Genomic DNA, 14,985 nt, shown 5'->3' with positions numbered 1-14,985 from the left:
TTTTTTGATTGGTTAGGAGGCTGCGGCTAAGGTCTTGGCATTTTCATGCGTGTGGTCGTTATGCTTTATTCGTTGTGATTGCCGGCTTGGGCGCAAGCTATTAATCATGCTGCAGCGCTGGCCAACTCGTTCGGTTCGACATGATAGCCGCTGCGATAGCTGGCAGCTTGCATCATTTCAGCGAAAAAAGCGTCTCAATCACCAGTATGTTCCAGCATCAGCCTCTTTCTGGTTATGACTAGTTTGATCATCCATATCAGCTGTCAAAAGATAAAGGTGCTGTTGTGTTAAATAAGCGTGTTGTGTGAAATAGCAGTGTTGCTTTACCAAAAGTGATAATCAGTTTATAATAAACTTAACTCAATGAAGAATTAAATAGCCGCTTTAACGTATTTACGTTGAAGCGGCTATTTAGTGGCTATTTTTGGATAGGCGGTGACAAAATGTTTCAAATTATTTGGCAGCACACGCGGCGGTGGCAGCGGGTGTGCTTGTTTGCGGCGCCACTGGTGATGTTGATGGAAGTGTTTTGCGATTTGCAGCAGCCCACGTTGATGTCCAAAATTGTCGATACGGGGTTAGCCGGTTCCGGGCACCCGCAGTTTATTTTACAAACTGGTGGCGTGATGTTGCTGATCGCCTTGGTAGGCGCGTGTAGCGGCAGCGGCTGTAATGCGCTTGCCAGCTATGCCTCGTTGAAAATGGGGCAGCGTTTGCGCAATCATTTGCTCAGTTTGGCGTTGGCTACCCGTAACGGTCATGATCTGAGCACGCCGACGTTGATCACTCGGATCACCAATGACGTGATCCAAATGCAAAATTTAGTGATGACGTTAACGCGTTCGCTGGTGCGGGCGCCATTTTTACTGCTCGGTGGGATCGTGATGGCATTTCTGATCTCACCACGCATTGCATGGATCTTGGCCATTGTGGTGCCGGTGTTACTGCTTTTTATGGGGTTGGTGATTCGCCACAGTGTGCCATTATTTACCAAAATGCAGCAGGCGATTGACCGGATCAATCGGGTCATGCGGGAAACGTTATTAGGCATTAAAACCGTGAAGTCGTTTACGTTAGAAAATCAGCAGCAACAGTTGTTTGACCAAATCAATCAACAAGTCCAAACCAGTAGCGTGGCCGCCCAAGCGTCCGTCATTATTTTGGCACCAGTGGTGACCTTGGCGTTAAATTTAAGTATTGTGGCGGCGTTGTGGTTTGGCGGGGGCTTGCACGCCAGTCATTTGATCACCACCGGGCAGATCATGGCGTTTGTGAACTATATGATCCAGATTACGACCGCCATGATCAATACGGTGAACACGGTGTCCAGCTTATCCCGGGCGCAAACGGCCACGGCGCGGATTCAGGCGGTGCTGGACCTGCCGCAAGATGCTGAACCGACAGCTACCGTTGCGTTACCAACGGACACCACCTTGCGCTTTGAACACGTGAATTTTGCCTATCCTGGGGGCGAAAATGTGTTAACGGACATTGATTTTGAATTGCCAGCAGGCGCCAAATTAGGCATTATCGGCACCACCGGCAGTGGTAAAACCACTTTGGTGGACTTGTTAACACGGTTGTATGACCCTACCAGCGGCCGCATTACCATTGGCGGCGTCCCAATTAATCAGCTCAGTTTGGCCCAGTTACGCCAGCAAGTGGCGGTGGCGTTGCAAAATAGTGTGCTGTTTTCTGGAACGATTGCCAGCAATTTGCGCTATGGCAAAGAGACGGCCACCGATGCTGAGCTGGTGGTAGCTGCGCAGGCCGCTGCTGCGGCCGATTTTATTGCTGCGCGGCCTGGCGGGTATCAGGCCCAGGTCACACAGCGCGGTAATAACTTTTCTGGCGGGCAAAAGCAGCGGTTAAACATTGCCCGAGCGTTGGTGGCGCAAGCAGCGATTTTAGTGTTAGACGATACCACCAGTGCCGTGGATCTGGCAACGGATGCCCACATTCAACAGGCTTTACGTCAAGTGCGACAGGGCAAAACCACCATTATGATCGCCCAGCGCATTGCGGCGTTGCAGGATAGTGATTTGATTCTAGTGCTGGATCACGGCCACATCGTTGCCCGCGGACAGCATGCCACCTTATTACAAGAATCCGCATTTTATCGTGAAGTAGCGGTGGCACAGTTGGGAAAGGAAGTGCTGACAGATGCCTAATGTTGCGATGAAACGGCCACCACGCGGCCAACATTATACCGAAGAACAGTTGAAAGTGCAGCACTTAAAGCCGACGTTACGACAATTAAGCGGATATTTGCTGCAAAAACGTTGGCCGTTAGCAGCAGTTTTTGGGTTTACCGTGGTGACCACAGTGGTGTCGATTATTGGCACCCGCTTAAATGGCCTGATCATTGACCGCTACATTCGCACCGACCGTTTGAAACTGTTGGCCATGGTGTGCCTGCTAATGGTGGGCATGTATGTGGTGGCCAGTGGCTTTAATTGGTTGCAAAGCCATTTTATGGTAAACATTGCCCAGGAAACCAGTACGCGAATTCGCCAGGATGTGTTCACCCGCATGCAGCGGCTGCCGTTAAGCTATTTTGATCAGCACCCGAGTGGCGACTTAATGAGCCGGCTGACCAACGATGTGGACAACATTAATACGGCGTTAATGGAAACTTTTATTCAGCTGTTCACCGGTGTGATCAGTGTGGTGGGGATGTTGATTGCCATGCTGGTGCTCAGTCCGGCGTTAACGCTGGTGGTTTTATTGGCGTCAACTGGCACTTATTTTTTGTCGCGGCAAATTGCCAAATTCACGCAAACCGCTTTTCGGCAGCAACAAGCTGAACTGGGGCAGCTGAACAGTGAAATCGAGGAAACCTTATCCGGTAAAAAAACCATTCAACTCTTTGAACAAGCGGATCAAGTGCTGACTGATTTTCGCGCTACCAACCAGCGTTATGTGCACCACGCTTATCAAGCGCAAGTATTCAGTGGGGCGCTGGGACCGCTGAATAATATGCTGAACAATTTGGCCTATGCGCTGATCACGGTGTTAGGCGCTTTAGCGATTTTACACGGCTATCAGGGTATTACGGTGGGGATTATGTTCGCCTTTTTGATCTATATGCGGGACTTTACCGGGCCGATTCGGAATATGTTGGATCTGATCAACACGTTGCAAGTGTCCATTGTCAGTGCCGAGCGGGTGTTTGCGGTGATCAATGCCCCAGCGGAACAGGATGCCCCGCACGTGGTGATGCCAACGTTAACAGGCACGATTGCCTTGCAACACGTGACTTTTGGCTATCAACCAGAACATCCGATTTTGCATGATATTTCCTTAACGGCCAAACCAGGGGAAATGGTGGCTATTGTGGGGCCTACTGGTGCCGGCAAAACCACTACCATTAATTTACTGACGAAATTGTACCCGTTAACCGCCGGCACGATTTTAATCGACGGCCACCCGATCGACCAACTGGATCGGTACGCTTTACGTCGGCAGATCGCCATTGTCCAGCAGGAACCATTTTTATTTTCTGGCACGATTCAGGCCAATATTCGCCTGGGCCGCCTGGATGCCAGCGAGGCCGATATTGTCGCCGCAGCCAAGGCGGCCAATGCCCATGACTTTATCATGCAACTGCCAGCCGGCTATCAAACGCAGCTATCTGATCGTCAACAAAGCCTGTCCCAAGGGCAACGCCAGCTGATCAGCATTGCCCGCGCTTTTTTAGCCCAAACGCCGATTTTAATTTTAGATGAAGCCACTTCAGCCATTGATACCAAAACGGAAATGGTGATCCAGCAGGCCATGGACCAATTGATGCAACAGAAAACCAGCTTTGTGATCGCCCATCGCCTGTCAACGATTCAAAAAGCCGATCAGATTATTGTGATTGACCAGGGTCGCATTGTGGAACGCGGCACGCATGCCCATTTGTTGGCCCAAAAAGGCTTGTATTGGCGGCTTTATCGTAGTCAGTTCCAAGGCAAAGATGTGTGATAGCATTGAAGAATGAATACTGGCTCAGACGTTAATCGTCTGGGCTTTTTAACTGGTGTTAAGGTTGCGGGAAAATAAAACTGTTGTACAACGCTTAATTTGGCATGATTAAGCAGGACACTAGTGAATTGACTTTTGAGAAGGTTTTCAGTATGCTGAGGGTGAATGAATTTACAGGATAAGGGGACTTTTAAATGCCAATCAAACCAACCGATGCCCAAGATGTCTGGAAAGATGTGGGCCAGCATGTTCAATTTACAGTACTGAAACTAAAACGCGACGACCAAGCCAAAGCTCAGGAAGCAATCCAAGAATTTGCGGATCGTTCACAGGCGATTATTCGCTCGTTGCGAATCCGAGACTCTCATTTGCAGTCTGATTCAGAATTAAAAGTGGCCATCGGTTTTAGTAGCGCAGCTTGGGATTACTTATTCCCCAAAGCCGCTAAGCCTAAGGAATTGGAAACTTATACCGGGTTAACGGGACCAGAATACAAAATGCCGGCCTCAGAAGGGGACATTTTCTTACACATTCGCGCCAGCAATGAAGCCGTGGTTTATGAAGCCCAAACGCAATTCCGGCAATTTTTGCAAGACGTTACCGAAGTGGTGGATGAAACCAAAGGCTTCCGCTATTTTGAAGGTCGGGCGATTATTGGCTTTATCGATGGCACCGAAGCGCCAGCCGCAGAGGATGCTGCCGACTACGCAATTATTGGGGACGAAGATCCTGAATTCATCAACGGTTCTTACGCGTTTGCGCAGAAATGGCATCACGACATGGCTTTCTGGGAAAATATGAAAACCGAAGAACAAGAAAAGGCCATTGGGCGTCAAAAATTCAACGACTTAGAATTAGAAGACGACGAAAAATATGCCAATGCGCACAACGTTAGCGCGAAGTTTGATGAAAATGGTGTGGAACAAAAAATCATTCGCATGAATGTGGCGTACTCCGACCCAGCGGCAGGCGATACCGGCACCTATTTCATGGGCTACGCGCGGCATTGGACCGTTACGAAAAATATGCTGCAACAAATGTTAGACAAGTCAGACTTCTTGCTGACCTTCTCAGATATTTTATCGGGACAATTATTCTTCGTCCCGTCACGCCCAATGTTGGCGCAGATCGCAGATGGGGAATTGTAAGGTAAAAGACGCGCAAGCCAGTGATGAGCTTGCGCGTCTTTTTTAGTCCGCTAGGTCCGTCCACATTGCCTCAGCGCTGTTATAGACTTTGTAATCATGATGATATGCAGCTTCATACAGAGCTTGTCAGGCTGCAGCAGGCAGATCTGTCGGCGTAAATGGTAAGCGCTGTTCCGCCACCATCGTGGTGATCAATTGCTGAACAACGGTCGACAAATCTAGTCCTAGGTTCTGGGCCACTGCTTGTCCAGCCGTTTTTAAGGCGGGGTCAATGTTAAGCGTGAGTTGTGTTTTGTGAGGCATTGAAATCACGTCCTTTTATTGTTGGTGTACGATTGCTGACAGGTTGATTTAAAGCCGCTAAACGTTTGCGGATCCGACTTAATGACACCGGGGTCATGCCAAGATAGGTGGCTAATTGATGTAACGGCACCCGCGCTAGCAGTTCAGGCTCATCCGCTAAAAGCGCTTGGTAGCGCTGTGTCGGTGTGTTTCGTAGTTGACAGATCACGCGTTGACGGTATTGCATAAAACGCTGACAGATCCAACGCGTTAAGCTTTGTTCCAAAGTGGGGTAGCGTTGGCACAAGTCGTTGAAATCAGCCCGACTCAGAGCTAACAGCTGACTGGTTTCCAAGGTGGCTAAGGTGCAGTCGCTGGGAATTTGACAGTAAAAGCTTTCAAATGAGCTGACGATTTGATTTTCTAAGAAAAATTGGACGGCGATGGTTTTTTGATCTGTTTCATGCAGTAACTGTAACGCACCATGCACCACAATATAAATGGTGTCGGCCACATCGCCTTGGCGTAAAAGTGGGGTATGTGCTGGCACTGTTTGGGCATGAAAGTAAGGTGCACAAGTGGTCCAATGGGTTGCTAGTTCGGGGAACTTAACGGCCAAAATTGTAGGTAATGCCATCTGTTTCAGTTCTTTCTGATTAAAATTAACAAAGGTTAAGGCCGTTTGGCGAAGGGTTACGTAAACTAAGCGTATTCCAATGAAATGAGACGATCAATATGAAAACTGTGATTATTTTTGACCACCCTTATACCGCTACTGCCAGTCATAATGTACCACATCAGCGCGCTTTTTTGGCGGCATTGTGCCAACAAGTGCAGCAACAATTAAAAGCGCAAAACGATCAAGTGACATTAATTGACTTACATGCAGAACAGTTTGACCCGGTGATGTCGGCAGCCGAGTTGGCCCGCTGGCGGCGAGGGTTGCCTGTGAATGCTCAAGTAGCCCGTTACCAGCAAGCACTATTAGCTGCAGAACGCATTATTTTCATGTTTCCCATTTGGTGGGAAGTCATGCCAGCCATGACAAAAGGGTTTTTGGACAAAGTTTATGCGAAAAACATTTTGTACCGTGGCGATAATATGCGCACCAAATTAGAACGTCAGCCACGGATCGATGTGATCACGACTATGAGCACGCCGAAGCTGCTGTACCGGTGGTTATTTGGGGCACCACTATTAAAAATGTTGCAACGTGGAACCTTTTTGAAAACGCGCTTGTGGCATTTTAAATGGCACCCTGTGGTACAAGTTGACCAATTAACGTTAGCACAACGGCAACAAGTACTGGCAAAGTTTAAAATTTAAGGTGGTATACTAAATTTAATCAACTCATTCGGAGGCCCAATAATGCCACAAAACTTACTTTTTTTCGATCTAGATGGCACCTTATGTTTGGACCACACCTTGCAAGTGCCAGCTGCGACGCAAGCGATTTTTCCAACCTTGATTGCCAATGGAAATCTACCGGTGGTGGTCACCGGGCGCAGTTTGTATGAAGTCCAGCCGCTGTTAAACCAGTTGCACATTAAAAACTATATTTTATCTAATGGCAGTTACATTGTGGCGGACCAACAGTTGGTGCAACAAACGCAGATTGCCCAGGCTGACATGGTCCAGTTGCGGCAAGTGGCGCAGGCGCAAGGGGATGATCTGGCCTACTTTAACCAGCAGGGGTTTGCGGTAACTGGTATTAATGCTCGGACTCAAGCTCATATGAACCGGCTGGGCATTGCCAGTGCACCAATTAAGCCCGATTTTTACGTTCATCAGCCGGTGAACTTTATGAACGCCTATATGGACGCCCAACATGAAGCCCCATACTTACAGCGCTTAGGCCACCACCTGCGGTTCATTCGCTATGACCCAATGGCCGTGAATATTGTGCCGCAAAACGTGTCAAAAGGCCAAGCCATTCAAACATTTTTGGCAAAAAATAAGGTTCAGGTGGGCGCCACCTATGCCTTTGGCGACCAGGACAATGACCTGGGCATGTTTGCTCATGCCACTTATCGGATCGCCATGCACGCTGCCACATCAGCATTGCAACAGCAGGCCACATTTGTGGCGACCACCGACAATGGGGTGCTGGCTGGTTTACAGTATTACCATTTAATTTAAAATAAAAAACAAAACGGCGGCTTTTGACGCATCTTATTCATAGTGGCCGTGAAAAACCTCGCAAATTAAATTTGTCTCCCAAGCAATCCCTCACATTCACGTCGCGGTCACAGCCGTCTGATCAGTTGGTCAGGGGGCTATTTTGCGTGGTGGGATCCTAAACGAGTGATACTTAAGTTTCAGCGCGTCAGGTCAGGCACTTGCTTCATGTATAGGCGCTAGTGTTAGGGATTGGCACTATTGACAATTGCCGCAAGATTCTTTAAATTAAAACTATTGCGTAAGCGTTTTATTAATTGAAAGGAACGGTGGCTAAAATGGTCAAAGTTGAAATATATGAACCAGTACATGAATGTTGTGGTGGCGGTGGGAGCTGCGGTTGCGGCGGTGACGACAATCACGACAAAATGCTAGTTAAAGCAGCATTTCACGCTTTAAAAGAAGTTGATGATGTGGAGGCGGTCCGGCATCAAATCGATCCAGAAGCCTTTAATGGCAATGAAACGGTTGTTAAAGCGCTGGCTGGGGATGAGGAAAACCTACCAATCACCTTGTTAGACGGCAAAGTTGTTAAAATGGGCGCTTATCCTAGCTTGGATGAGATCTCAGACTACACCGGCCTAGGCTTCGTTGACGAAGAAGCAGGTCAAGGTGGCTGTTGTGGCGGTTCTGGTTGTTGCTGCTAGGAAATAAAATAAAACCTCACAATAGTTAGACCCTAGACGGTCTGGCGGTTGTGAGGTTTTTTAGTCTTAAGACCGCTCCTGGGCCAATAGGCACGTGTCGTCTGTTTGGTGCAGATTCTTGTTGAACTAGTCCTCTTGAAAGGAATGCAATGTTGGGATGGGTCCATCAGCGTGTTGTGTGATGGTCAACAGTGAGGGGAAGGGTTAAAACAGGGAGCTTGACGATTACTTTCATGAGTGACTAGTCGAGCGCAGTTTATTTTTATAATAAAATAAGTAACCGCTTCACTTTTGTATTTCGGTTAAGCTATTATTTTGGTATCGTTAGTGTAACGTTGGGGGGGATCTTGGACAGTTACCAAAAAAAGGAGGCATCATCATGGCTGTACTTTGGATTGGTATTGTACTGGTCATTGTTGTACTGGGCTTTGGCGTGCGCTATTGGCGGAAACGCTATTGGGTGCTGTTGCTAGGTGTTCTAGCATTGGACCTCGGCCTGGTGTATGGGGGACGCACCGATCATACCCGGCTCAATGTGGCCTTGTGCCGCTATAATTTGCATACTGCGCACCAATGGCGGCTATCATACTGGTATTTGGATGGTTCTCAAAGCCAGCGCATTACCCGGCAAAAGCACCAGCTGACGATTCATACGCATAATCAAGGCCAGCTGAAACTTTTGGTGCAAGCAGCAGGCCATACCACACGGACGGTGCGTTTAAAGCCGCAGGCACGCCAACAAATTGATCTCAGCCATTATCCAAAGCAGGTCACACTCACTTTACAAGCCAAGGGTGCAAAGGGCCAGACGACTTTCAATTGGTAAAACATAAGTCGATCGTTAAGGTCGGCTTTTGGTGTCCGAAGGAAGCTGTTTGAACGGTGCAATGTCTGAAGTGGCGATTGAGACATGAAGGTGAGATTAAAACTTGGGATGAATGTTCATTTTAACGGCGATGGGGGCGATGAATAGCATCACGTGTTTTCAATTAGTAATGCGCAAAAATTCGTTATTTCAGCTTTAATTTTTATAGAAAAAAAGTGAGGGCTGTTCGCTTGTAAAGGGGGTGGTGATTTGCGATGATAGGGCTAATGAAGTGAATCAAAAGAATTGTAAACCATGGTTTAACATGTTAAATTAAAGCTACCTTAATTAATTTAGTGCGTTGTTTGATAAGGGGGACTTTAAAAATGCATGAAGTTAGAACTGTTGCTCGGGGCAACTCGTTGGCAATGACATTACCGAAAAATTTAGGTTTTGAAAAAGGTCAAAATTGGTTATTGATTCCTTCATCAGATGGTCGTTCATTTACGTTAGTACCAAAACTTGATAATCCCTATACTCAAGACCAGCAGCATGTAGAAATGCGTGAAGCATGGCCGGAAGCAGATTTTAATGAGGTTGAATAATGAATCGTCAGCTAAGGCAAAAAGATATCATTTGGATTGATTTTGATCCGCAAAAAGGCTGTGAAATTAAGAAAAGACGACCGGCACTTATTCTGAGTAGTGATAGCTATAATCAGCAAACGGGATTTTTGATTGTTGCACCAATTACGTCAACGCTTAGAGCTTTAGCTGGCTATTATACATTAGCTGGTTATAAAACGGTTGGCCAAGTTATCGCAGCACAAGTCTATTCGTTGGATGCTTCTGACAAGGCACAACGGCATGCAACGTACATTGAAACAATGAGGGATACTGACTTTTATCAAGTTGCACAAATCGTTTATTATAATTTTGGTTTTCCATTTTAGATTGGATCGTTTTGGATACTTCAACAAGCATTGTGAAGTGAAAGCTTTATCATTAAGAACGATCAAAGTATCAAATAACTTTAAATCAGTAACTGACAAGTCGATCGTTAAGGTCGACTTTTTTGGTGTCCGAAGGAAGCTGTTTGAACGGTGCAATGTCTGAAGTGGCGATTGAGACATGAAGGTGAGATTAAAATTTGGTATGAATGTTCACTTTAACGGCGATGGGGGCGATGAATAGAATTGTGTATTTTCAATTAGTAATGCGCAAGAACTCGTCATTTCAGCTTTGATTTTTATAGGAAAAAGTGAGGGTTGTTCGCTTGTAAAGGGGGTGGTGATTTGCGATGATAGGGCTAATCGAGCTGTTGAATGTCGCTTAAATGGATAATTGATTTCCAGTGTGACGATGTTTTGAAATTGGCAGCTTAATTGATTGAGGATAGAAAATGTATTGCGGACTTTTATAGGGGGGTTACAGTAAATAACGTTAAAATAATTGTGCGAGGGAGTGCTTTAGTGATGGCATGACCCAAAAATCTGGGTTTTGAAAAAGGTCAAAAATAATTACTGATTCCTGCATCAGATAGCCGTGTATTCACGTTAGCGCCAAAACTTGGCGAAGCTTGCAACCTACGGTGATGCATGAAGCATGACCGTAGGCGGACTTTAATGAGGTTGAATAATGATACTTGTTTCATTTTCAGCCGCTAAAAAAGCCGCCCTCAACGAGAGCGACTTTCATTAGGCCTGTAAGCTGGCCATAATATTGGCCGCGTTTTGCATCCCATAATCAGGAACAGAAATGGCTGCAATTTTGACGTTTTTGTCAGGCAAGGCTTGGCGTAAATTATCTTGCATAAAGGCTACTTGTGGGGCCATGAGGAAAACATCTACGTCATGGCTGCTTTGGTAATCGATACATTCAGCGTAAGGAATCGCATCAACAGATAATTCCAATTGGTTTTCTTCACCATAGGCAATCAATTTTTGTTTAAGGTAGCTGGTACTTAAACCAGTGTTGCAAACGAGACAGATTTTCATGCGGTAGGTTCCTCCTTTGTTTCAGCTGCTTGTTTTTTGGCCTGTTCTTCAGCATAAGCTTGGTTATCCGCTTTTTTAAAGAATGGGTAGCCAATGGCGATACAGATTATGACTTGCACCACATTCAGTACGGCACCTTGCCAGCCGGAGATCAAGAAGCCGGAAATAATAATCGGGGTGTTCCACGGAATCACAACCCCGTTGGTCACCGGTACGAGCCCGATGTAAGTGGCAAAGTAAGCGACTAAGCACATGACCAGTGGGGTGATCACAAATGGAATGGCAAAAATTGGGTTTAAAATCACAGGTAGCCCGAAGATCATGGGTTCGTTAATGTTAAAAATCCCAGGGATGATGCCTAATTTACCGATGCTCTTATAGCGTTCTGACTTAGCCCAGAACAAGCACAGTAAACACAAACCAATCGTTGCCCCAAAACCACCGAGCTTCATATAATGTGAATAGAACTGGATGTTAATAATGTTATGGGCACCGTGTTTTAAGTTTTCATCAGCCAAAGCTAACAAAACGGGTTGCGTTACGGATAACACAATGTTGGAGCCGTGCACCCCCATTACCCACAGTAAGGCCTCAATTAACGTGAACAGCATCATCATTGGTAAGGAACCTGCAAAATGGGTGAACGGCTTTTGAATAATGGTTGAGAAAAAGCCGTATAAGGTCTTAAATTCCGTAGCCGCAAAGAAATAATTAATTGCAATAAAAATGGCAACAATCACAAAAATCGGAACAAGTGCGGTAAAAGCTTTACGAACGTTATCTGGAATCGCAGACATACTTTTTGGATTTTGATGTTTAACGATCAATTCCAAAATTTTTAGTGAGAAAATCGTGGTGAAAAAGCTGGTAAACATTCCGGCAGAACTAAAGGAAGTTAGGTCTAAATAGCTAACGCCGTCATTGATTTTGATGGGTGAGGCGAGTAAAAAGGTTGCTAAGGAGACGGAAATGCCTAACAGCCGATCAATACCTTTAAATTGGCAGATCATATTGGCCATATAAATGATGATGTATAAGGTCATCATACCCATACAGACAGAATAACCGGTGTTTAAGGCGTTGAGACCTGTTTTACCGACAATTCCAGTGAGCCAGTTTGTGTAACCGTTAATGGGCAAACTGCCCAGCAACAGGAACAGTGAACCGACAATAATAAATGGCATTGCGCCATAAAAGGCTGCCTGAATCGACTGGATATAAACGCTGCCGACAAACTTTTGAAAGCCTTTGTTGATACGAGCAAGTTGCATTAGTTTACTCCTTTAATATGAAATTGTTGTGCTGCAAATAATGTTGCCCCGATCAAGTTGGCGTCATTTTTAAAGCGGCACGTTTTCAGCTCAGTGGTCATTAAGGCCGAAAAGGGCTGTTGGATCGTGTGAAACTTAGTGTTGATCAAATCGATGACAGATTGGTCGGCACTAATAGCACCACCTAAGCAGATCACTTCTGGATTGAGAATCATGGTGAGCATTAGCAGTGCTTGGGCATTGGCCGTGGTCCACTGATCAAGCGCTTGTTGTGCCGCAGGATCCTGTTGGCGTCAACGTTGGGTCACAGCTTGGCCGGTATGCACGGCTTGTTCAGGAGTAACTCGTGCATTATAGTCTTTGATCAAAGCTGGGATACCAGTTCGCTTGGCCAAGCCGACTGTCCGGTTGTTTTCAATGGCAATGGGTAAATGTGAAAACTCACCGGCAAAATTATCCTGGCCGGTGATCAATTGGGTGCCTTGAAAACTGGCACCACCAATGGCCGTGCCAATTAGCCAATAGAGGCTTGAGGCCGTATGGCGGCCATTGCCTAACTGGACTTCACAGGTGCCAGCGGCGCGGGCATCGTTTAACGCGGCCACCGGAACTTGGTGCAGGCGTTGACTGATTTCACGATTAGGGTTGGTGTGAAAAATCGAATTCAGTAATCGAGATGTATTCGAGATTACTTGACCGGTTTTACTAAGAATGCCAGGCATGCTAACGCCGATCAAGGTCGGCCGTTCAGCCAGCAATTCCCGACAAACGTAGTCGTAAAACTGTGCCGCTGCTGCAAAAATCAAGGTCGGTCGTTGCCACTTTTTTTGAATGTGAAAGGTGTCATCTAACAGGGCATATTTAATGGCCGTGCCACCAATATCAATGGCAGCGTACATTATTTACCTGTCGCTAATAATTCGTTGACAACAGGATCTTTCACGGTAACGTGATCTGCTTTTAATTTGGCAATCGTATCCGCGAATTGTGGTAAATACTTAGCATGCGCCAGCAACAGTTCATCAACGACCTGCTTAGCTGTTGCACCAGAAGCCACTAAGGGGTTCATGAAGACGGTGTTCAGCAACAAGCCATAATTCCCAGTCACTGCCGCTTTACAAATCCCAAGTTCCATATTTTTCATTAACTGTAACCAGCCTGCTTCAGGTGCTTCTAAGTGACCGAAGGCTAATGGTAAGGCCCCTTTACCACTTAGGTTCGCTGAGACTTCAACCACACAATCCGCAGGTAAGTCAGGTACTGCGCCACGGTTAACGGTAGAAACTACCATGCAAGTGTTTTTGTTACTATAAATGGACATCATGGCTTCACAAGCCGCATCAGAATAGTACGCACCGCCACGCTTCGATAATTGTTCAGGTTTGTGGTCTAAGTTAGGATCTTTGTACAATTCAAATAATTCGTGTTCGATTTGTTTGACCTGTTGCGCACGGGTACCGATCGTGTTGTATTCTTCGATACTGTGGGCCAACATTTCTTCCGCACGGTAATAATAACGATGGTAGCCACAAGGAATTAAGTTCATGTCTAATAACTGTTCCTTAATAAAAGGCACTTTATGAATATTCTTTGGAATACCATCATCCTTGTGATACATGGCTTCAATAATGTCAGGGGTCACATCATGGCCGTGTGCATCACTGACCCGGTGCCAATGAAAATGGTTTAAGCCGGCAAATTCAAAAATCAACTCACCAGTGGTCTTATCAATGAGCTTTGGTTCTTTCATCATGGCGTTAACCGGTACATTGCACAAACCGATGACTTTGTCCCAATGACCGTAACGAATAATCGCTTCGGTAACCATACCACTTGGATTGGTGAAATTGATCAGCCAAGCATTGGGGCATACGTCTTTCATATCTTGTACAATGTCTAAAATAACGGGGATCGTCCGCAACGCTTTAAACAAACCGCCAGGGCCGTTGGTTTCTTGACCCATGATGCCGTAGGATAACGGAATACGTTCATCTTTGATTCGAGCTTCTAATAAACCGACCCGGAATTGAGTGGTGACAAAATCGGCGTCTTTCAACGCAGCACGGCGGTCTAAAGTCGTGGTGACTTTCACGTCATAAGGGGAACTATCCCACATCCGTTGCGCCATTTTACCAACGATGGCGAGTTTCTCGGCACCATCTGGAATATCGACTAAACAAATTTCAGTCACAGGAAACGCCGCATAGCGTTTGATCATACCTTCCATTAATTCTGGGGTGTAACTACTGCCGCCACCAATGGTGACGATTTTCAACTTTTGCATGTTTTTAGGCCTCCAACTTGTAATCGTTGTCATTATAGCAAGTTTTTCAATTGATGAAAACACGTTTTCATTACTGAAAAACAAAAATGAGAAAATGTAAAAAACTCTATTTAGTTTTCTGAAAACAAAGCAAAATATGGGCTATAACCCACAATAATGTGACTGACTGGTAACCTAATGCAACTTTCAAAACAGCTTTCAAAAAGAAGTTGTGGTTTTGAAATGAAATTACCAAAACGAATGGGGCGAGCCAAAAGATGTAATACTGAAATTAATTTTCCAAAGCAGTCAGGCGTTGATTGGTCTTTAAAATGCCTGGGAATAAGTCGAATAGTTGTTCTGTTAGCATTAACCCGAATTATTCATACGAGGTTTAATATCGGCATACCGCACAATTTTGGACCA

15 protein-coding genes and 1 pseudogene are annotated in these 14,985 nt (G+C 45.9%); 10 read left to right on the top strand and 6 right to left on the bottom strand.

The genetic code is table 11. The annotated features are described in order from the left end of the window. Nucleotides 1-443: 443 nt before the first annotated feature. The 3 genes from FC07_RS09475 (at nucleotide 444) to FC07_RS09465 (ending at nucleotide 5,117) form a co-directional block, all read left to right on the top strand. A complete protein-coding gene (locus FC07_RS09475) occupies nucleotides 444-2,171 on the top strand; it encodes an ABC transporter ATP-binding protein (RefSeq protein WP_057904862.1) in 1,728 nt (575 codons plus the stop codon). After that, nucleotides 2,164-3,969: an ABC transporter ATP-binding protein gene (locus FC07_RS09470; protein WP_057904861.1), complete on the top strand. Its 1,806-nt coding sequence runs from the start codon at nucleotides 2,164-2,166 to the stop codon at nucleotides 3,967-3,969. The genes FC07_RS09475 and FC07_RS09470 overlap by 8 nt, the downstream gene beginning before the upstream one ends. 194 nt (nucleotides 3,970-4,163) lie before the next feature. Continuing rightward, a complete protein-coding gene (locus FC07_RS09465; RefSeq protein ID WP_057904860.1) occupies nucleotides 4,164-5,117 on the top strand; it encodes a Dyp-type peroxidase in 954 nt (317 codons plus the stop codon). Between the two features lie 126 nt (nucleotides 5,118-5,243). Here FC07_RS09465 and FC07_RS15640 read toward each other — a convergent pair whose 3' ends face one another. Both FC07_RS15640 and FC07_RS09460 read right to left on the bottom strand, forming a co-directional pair. After that, nucleotides 5,244-5,420, bottom strand: a complete 177-nt coding sequence (locus FC07_RS15640; protein ID WP_083483266.1) for a type II toxin-antitoxin system RelB/DinJ family antitoxin — start codon at nucleotides 5,418-5,420, stop codon at nucleotides 5,244-5,246. Next, nucleotides 5,392-6,036, bottom strand: a complete 645-nt coding sequence (locus FC07_RS09460; RefSeq protein ID WP_057904859.1) for a Crp/Fnr family transcriptional regulator — start codon at nucleotides 6,034-6,036, stop codon at nucleotides 5,392-5,394. The genes FC07_RS15640 and FC07_RS09460 overlap by 29 nt, the downstream gene beginning before the upstream one ends. A gap of 98 nt (nucleotides 6,037-6,134) precedes the next feature. Here FC07_RS09460 and FC07_RS09455 point away from each other — a divergent pair, with 98 nt between their 5' ends. The 6 genes from FC07_RS09455 to FC07_RS09430 all read left to right on the top strand — a co-directional run bounded on the left by FC07_RS09455 (nucleotide 6,135) and on the right by FC07_RS09430 (nucleotide 9,981). Then, complete coding sequence (locus FC07_RS09455; protein ID WP_057904858.1) at nucleotides 6,135-6,725, top strand: NAD(P)H-dependent oxidoreductase; 591 nt, start codon at nucleotides 6,135-6,137, stop codon at nucleotides 6,723-6,725. Between the two features lie 42 nt (nucleotides 6,726-6,767). Next, nucleotides 6,768-7,538, top strand: coding sequence for an HAD-IIB family hydrolase (locus FC07_RS09450; protein WP_057904857.1), 771 nt, complete (start codon nucleotides 6,768-6,770; stop codon nucleotides 7,536-7,538). A gap of 317 nt (nucleotides 7,539-7,855) precedes the next feature. Then, on the top strand, nucleotides 7,856-8,224 hold the full coding sequence (locus FC07_RS09445; RefSeq protein WP_057904856.1) for an arsenic metallochaperone ArsD family protein: 369 nt from the start codon (nucleotides 7,856-7,858) through the stop codon (nucleotides 8,222-8,224). A gap of 379 nt (nucleotides 8,225-8,603) precedes the next feature. Further along, on the top strand, nucleotides 8,604-9,050 hold the full coding sequence (locus FC07_RS09440) for a hypothetical protein (RefSeq protein ID WP_057904855.1): 447 nt from the start codon (nucleotides 8,604-8,606) through the stop codon (nucleotides 9,048-9,050). 365 nt (nucleotides 9,051-9,415) lie between these two features. Next, complete coding sequence (mazE, locus tag FC07_RS09435; protein ID WP_057904854.1) at nucleotides 9,416-9,634, top strand: type II toxin-antitoxin system PemI/MazE family antitoxin; 219 nt, start codon at nucleotides 9,416-9,418, stop codon at nucleotides 9,632-9,634. Then, nucleotides 9,634-9,981, top strand: coding sequence for a type II toxin-antitoxin system PemK/MazF family toxin (locus tag FC07_RS09430; protein WP_057904853.1), 348 nt, complete (start codon nucleotides 9,634-9,636; stop codon nucleotides 9,979-9,981). The genes mazE and FC07_RS09430 overlap by 1 nt, the downstream gene beginning before the upstream one ends. A gap of 744 nt (nucleotides 9,982-10,725) precedes the next feature. On the opposite strand, the gene FC07_RS09425 is transcribed toward FC07_RS09430, so the two are convergent. The 4 genes and pseudogenes from FC07_RS09425 to FC07_RS09405 form a co-directional block, all read right to left on the bottom strand. Continuing rightward, nucleotides 10,726-11,025, bottom strand: coding sequence for a PTS sugar transporter subunit IIB (locus FC07_RS09425; RefSeq protein ID WP_057904852.1), 300 nt, complete (start codon nucleotides 11,023-11,025; stop codon nucleotides 10,726-10,728). Continuing rightward, nucleotides 11,022-12,296, bottom strand: a complete 1,275-nt coding sequence (locus tag FC07_RS09420; RefSeq protein WP_057904851.1) for a PTS sugar transporter subunit IIC — start codon at nucleotides 12,294-12,296, stop codon at nucleotides 11,022-11,024. The genes FC07_RS09425 and FC07_RS09420 overlap by 4 nt, the downstream gene beginning before the upstream one ends. Then, a pseudogene (locus tag FC07_RS09410) lies at nucleotides 12,296-13,195 on the bottom strand (ROK family protein). Before FC07_RS09410 ends, FC07_RS09420 begins: the two are co-directional and overlap by 1 nt. Beyond that, on the bottom strand, nucleotides 13,195-14,580 hold the full coding sequence (locus FC07_RS09405) for a 6-phospho-beta-glucosidase (RefSeq protein ID WP_057904848.1): 1,386 nt from the start codon (nucleotides 14,578-14,580) through the stop codon (nucleotides 13,195-13,197). Before FC07_RS09405 ends, FC07_RS09410 begins: the two are co-directional and overlap by 1 nt. A gap of 177 nt (nucleotides 14,581-14,757) precedes the next feature. On the opposite strand from FC07_RS09405, the gene FC07_RS16205 reads away from it, so the two are divergent. Further along, the coding region (locus tag FC07_RS16205) for a hypothetical protein (protein ID WP_235807495.1) at nucleotides 14,758-14,985 on the top strand (228 nt) is incomplete at its 3' end.

Origin of the sequence: Loigolactobacillus bifermentans DSM 20003 (genome assembly GCF_001434575.1) — a bacterium.
GTDB classification, from domain to species: domain Bacteria; phylum Bacillota; class Bacilli; order Lactobacillales; family Lactobacillaceae; genus Loigolactobacillus; species Loigolactobacillus bifermentans.
Note: the sequence above shows the minus strand (reverse complement) of the source record. Positions and strands in the feature narration are given on the sequence as shown.

Bases quoted from the DNA above. Each gene is read 5' to 3' on its own strand.
- FC07_RS09430 (WP_057904853.1), top strand. From the start codon at position 9,634: ATGAATCGTCAGCTAAGGCAAAAAGATATCATTTGGATTGATTTTGAT.
- FC07_RS09440 (WP_057904855.1), top strand. From the start codon at position 8,604: ATGGCTGTACTTTGGATTGGTATTGTACTGGTCATTGTTGTACTGGGC.
- FC07_RS15640 (WP_083483266.1), bottom strand. From the start codon at position 5,420: ATGCCTCACAAAACACAACTCACGCTTAACATTGACCCCGCCTTAAAA.
- FC07_RS09465 (WP_057904860.1), top strand. From the start codon at position 4,164: ATGCCAATCAAACCAACCGATGCCCAAGATGTCTGGAAAGATGTGGGC.
- FC07_RS09445 (WP_057904856.1), top strand. From the start codon at position 7,856: ATGGTCAAAGTTGAAATATATGAACCAGTACATGAATGTTGTGGTGGC.
- FC07_RS09470 (WP_057904861.1), top strand. From the start codon at position 2,164: ATGCCTAATGTTGCGATGAAACGGCCACCACGCGGCCAACATTATACC.
- FC07_RS09460 (WP_057904859.1), bottom strand. From the start codon at position 6,036: ATGGCATTACCTACAATTTTGGCCGTTAAGTTCCCCGAACTAGCAACC.
- FC07_RS09420 (WP_057904851.1), bottom strand. From the start codon at position 12,296: ATGCAACTTGCTCGTATCAACAAAGGCTTTCAAAAGTTTGTCGGCAGC.
- FC07_RS09455 (WP_057904858.1), top strand. From the start codon at position 6,135: ATGAAAACTGTGATTATTTTTGACCACCCTTATACCGCTACTGCCAGT.
- FC07_RS09405 (WP_057904848.1), bottom strand. From the start codon at position 14,580: ATGCAAAAGTTGAAAATCGTCACCATTGGTGGCGGCAGTAGTTACACC.
- mazE (WP_057904854.1), top strand. From the start codon at position 9,416: ATGCATGAAGTTAGAACTGTTGCTCGGGGCAACTCGTTGGCAATGACA.
- FC07_RS09425 (WP_057904852.1), bottom strand. From the start codon at position 11,025: ATGAAAATCTGTCTCGTTTGCAACACTGGTTTAAGTACCAGCTACCTT.
- FC07_RS09450 (WP_057904857.1), top strand. From the start codon at position 6,768: ATGCCACAAAACTTACTTTTTTTCGATCTAGATGGCACCTTATGTTTG.
- FC07_RS09475 (WP_057904862.1), top strand. From the start codon at position 444: ATGTTTCAAATTATTTGGCAGCACACGCGGCGGTGGCAGCGGGTGTGC.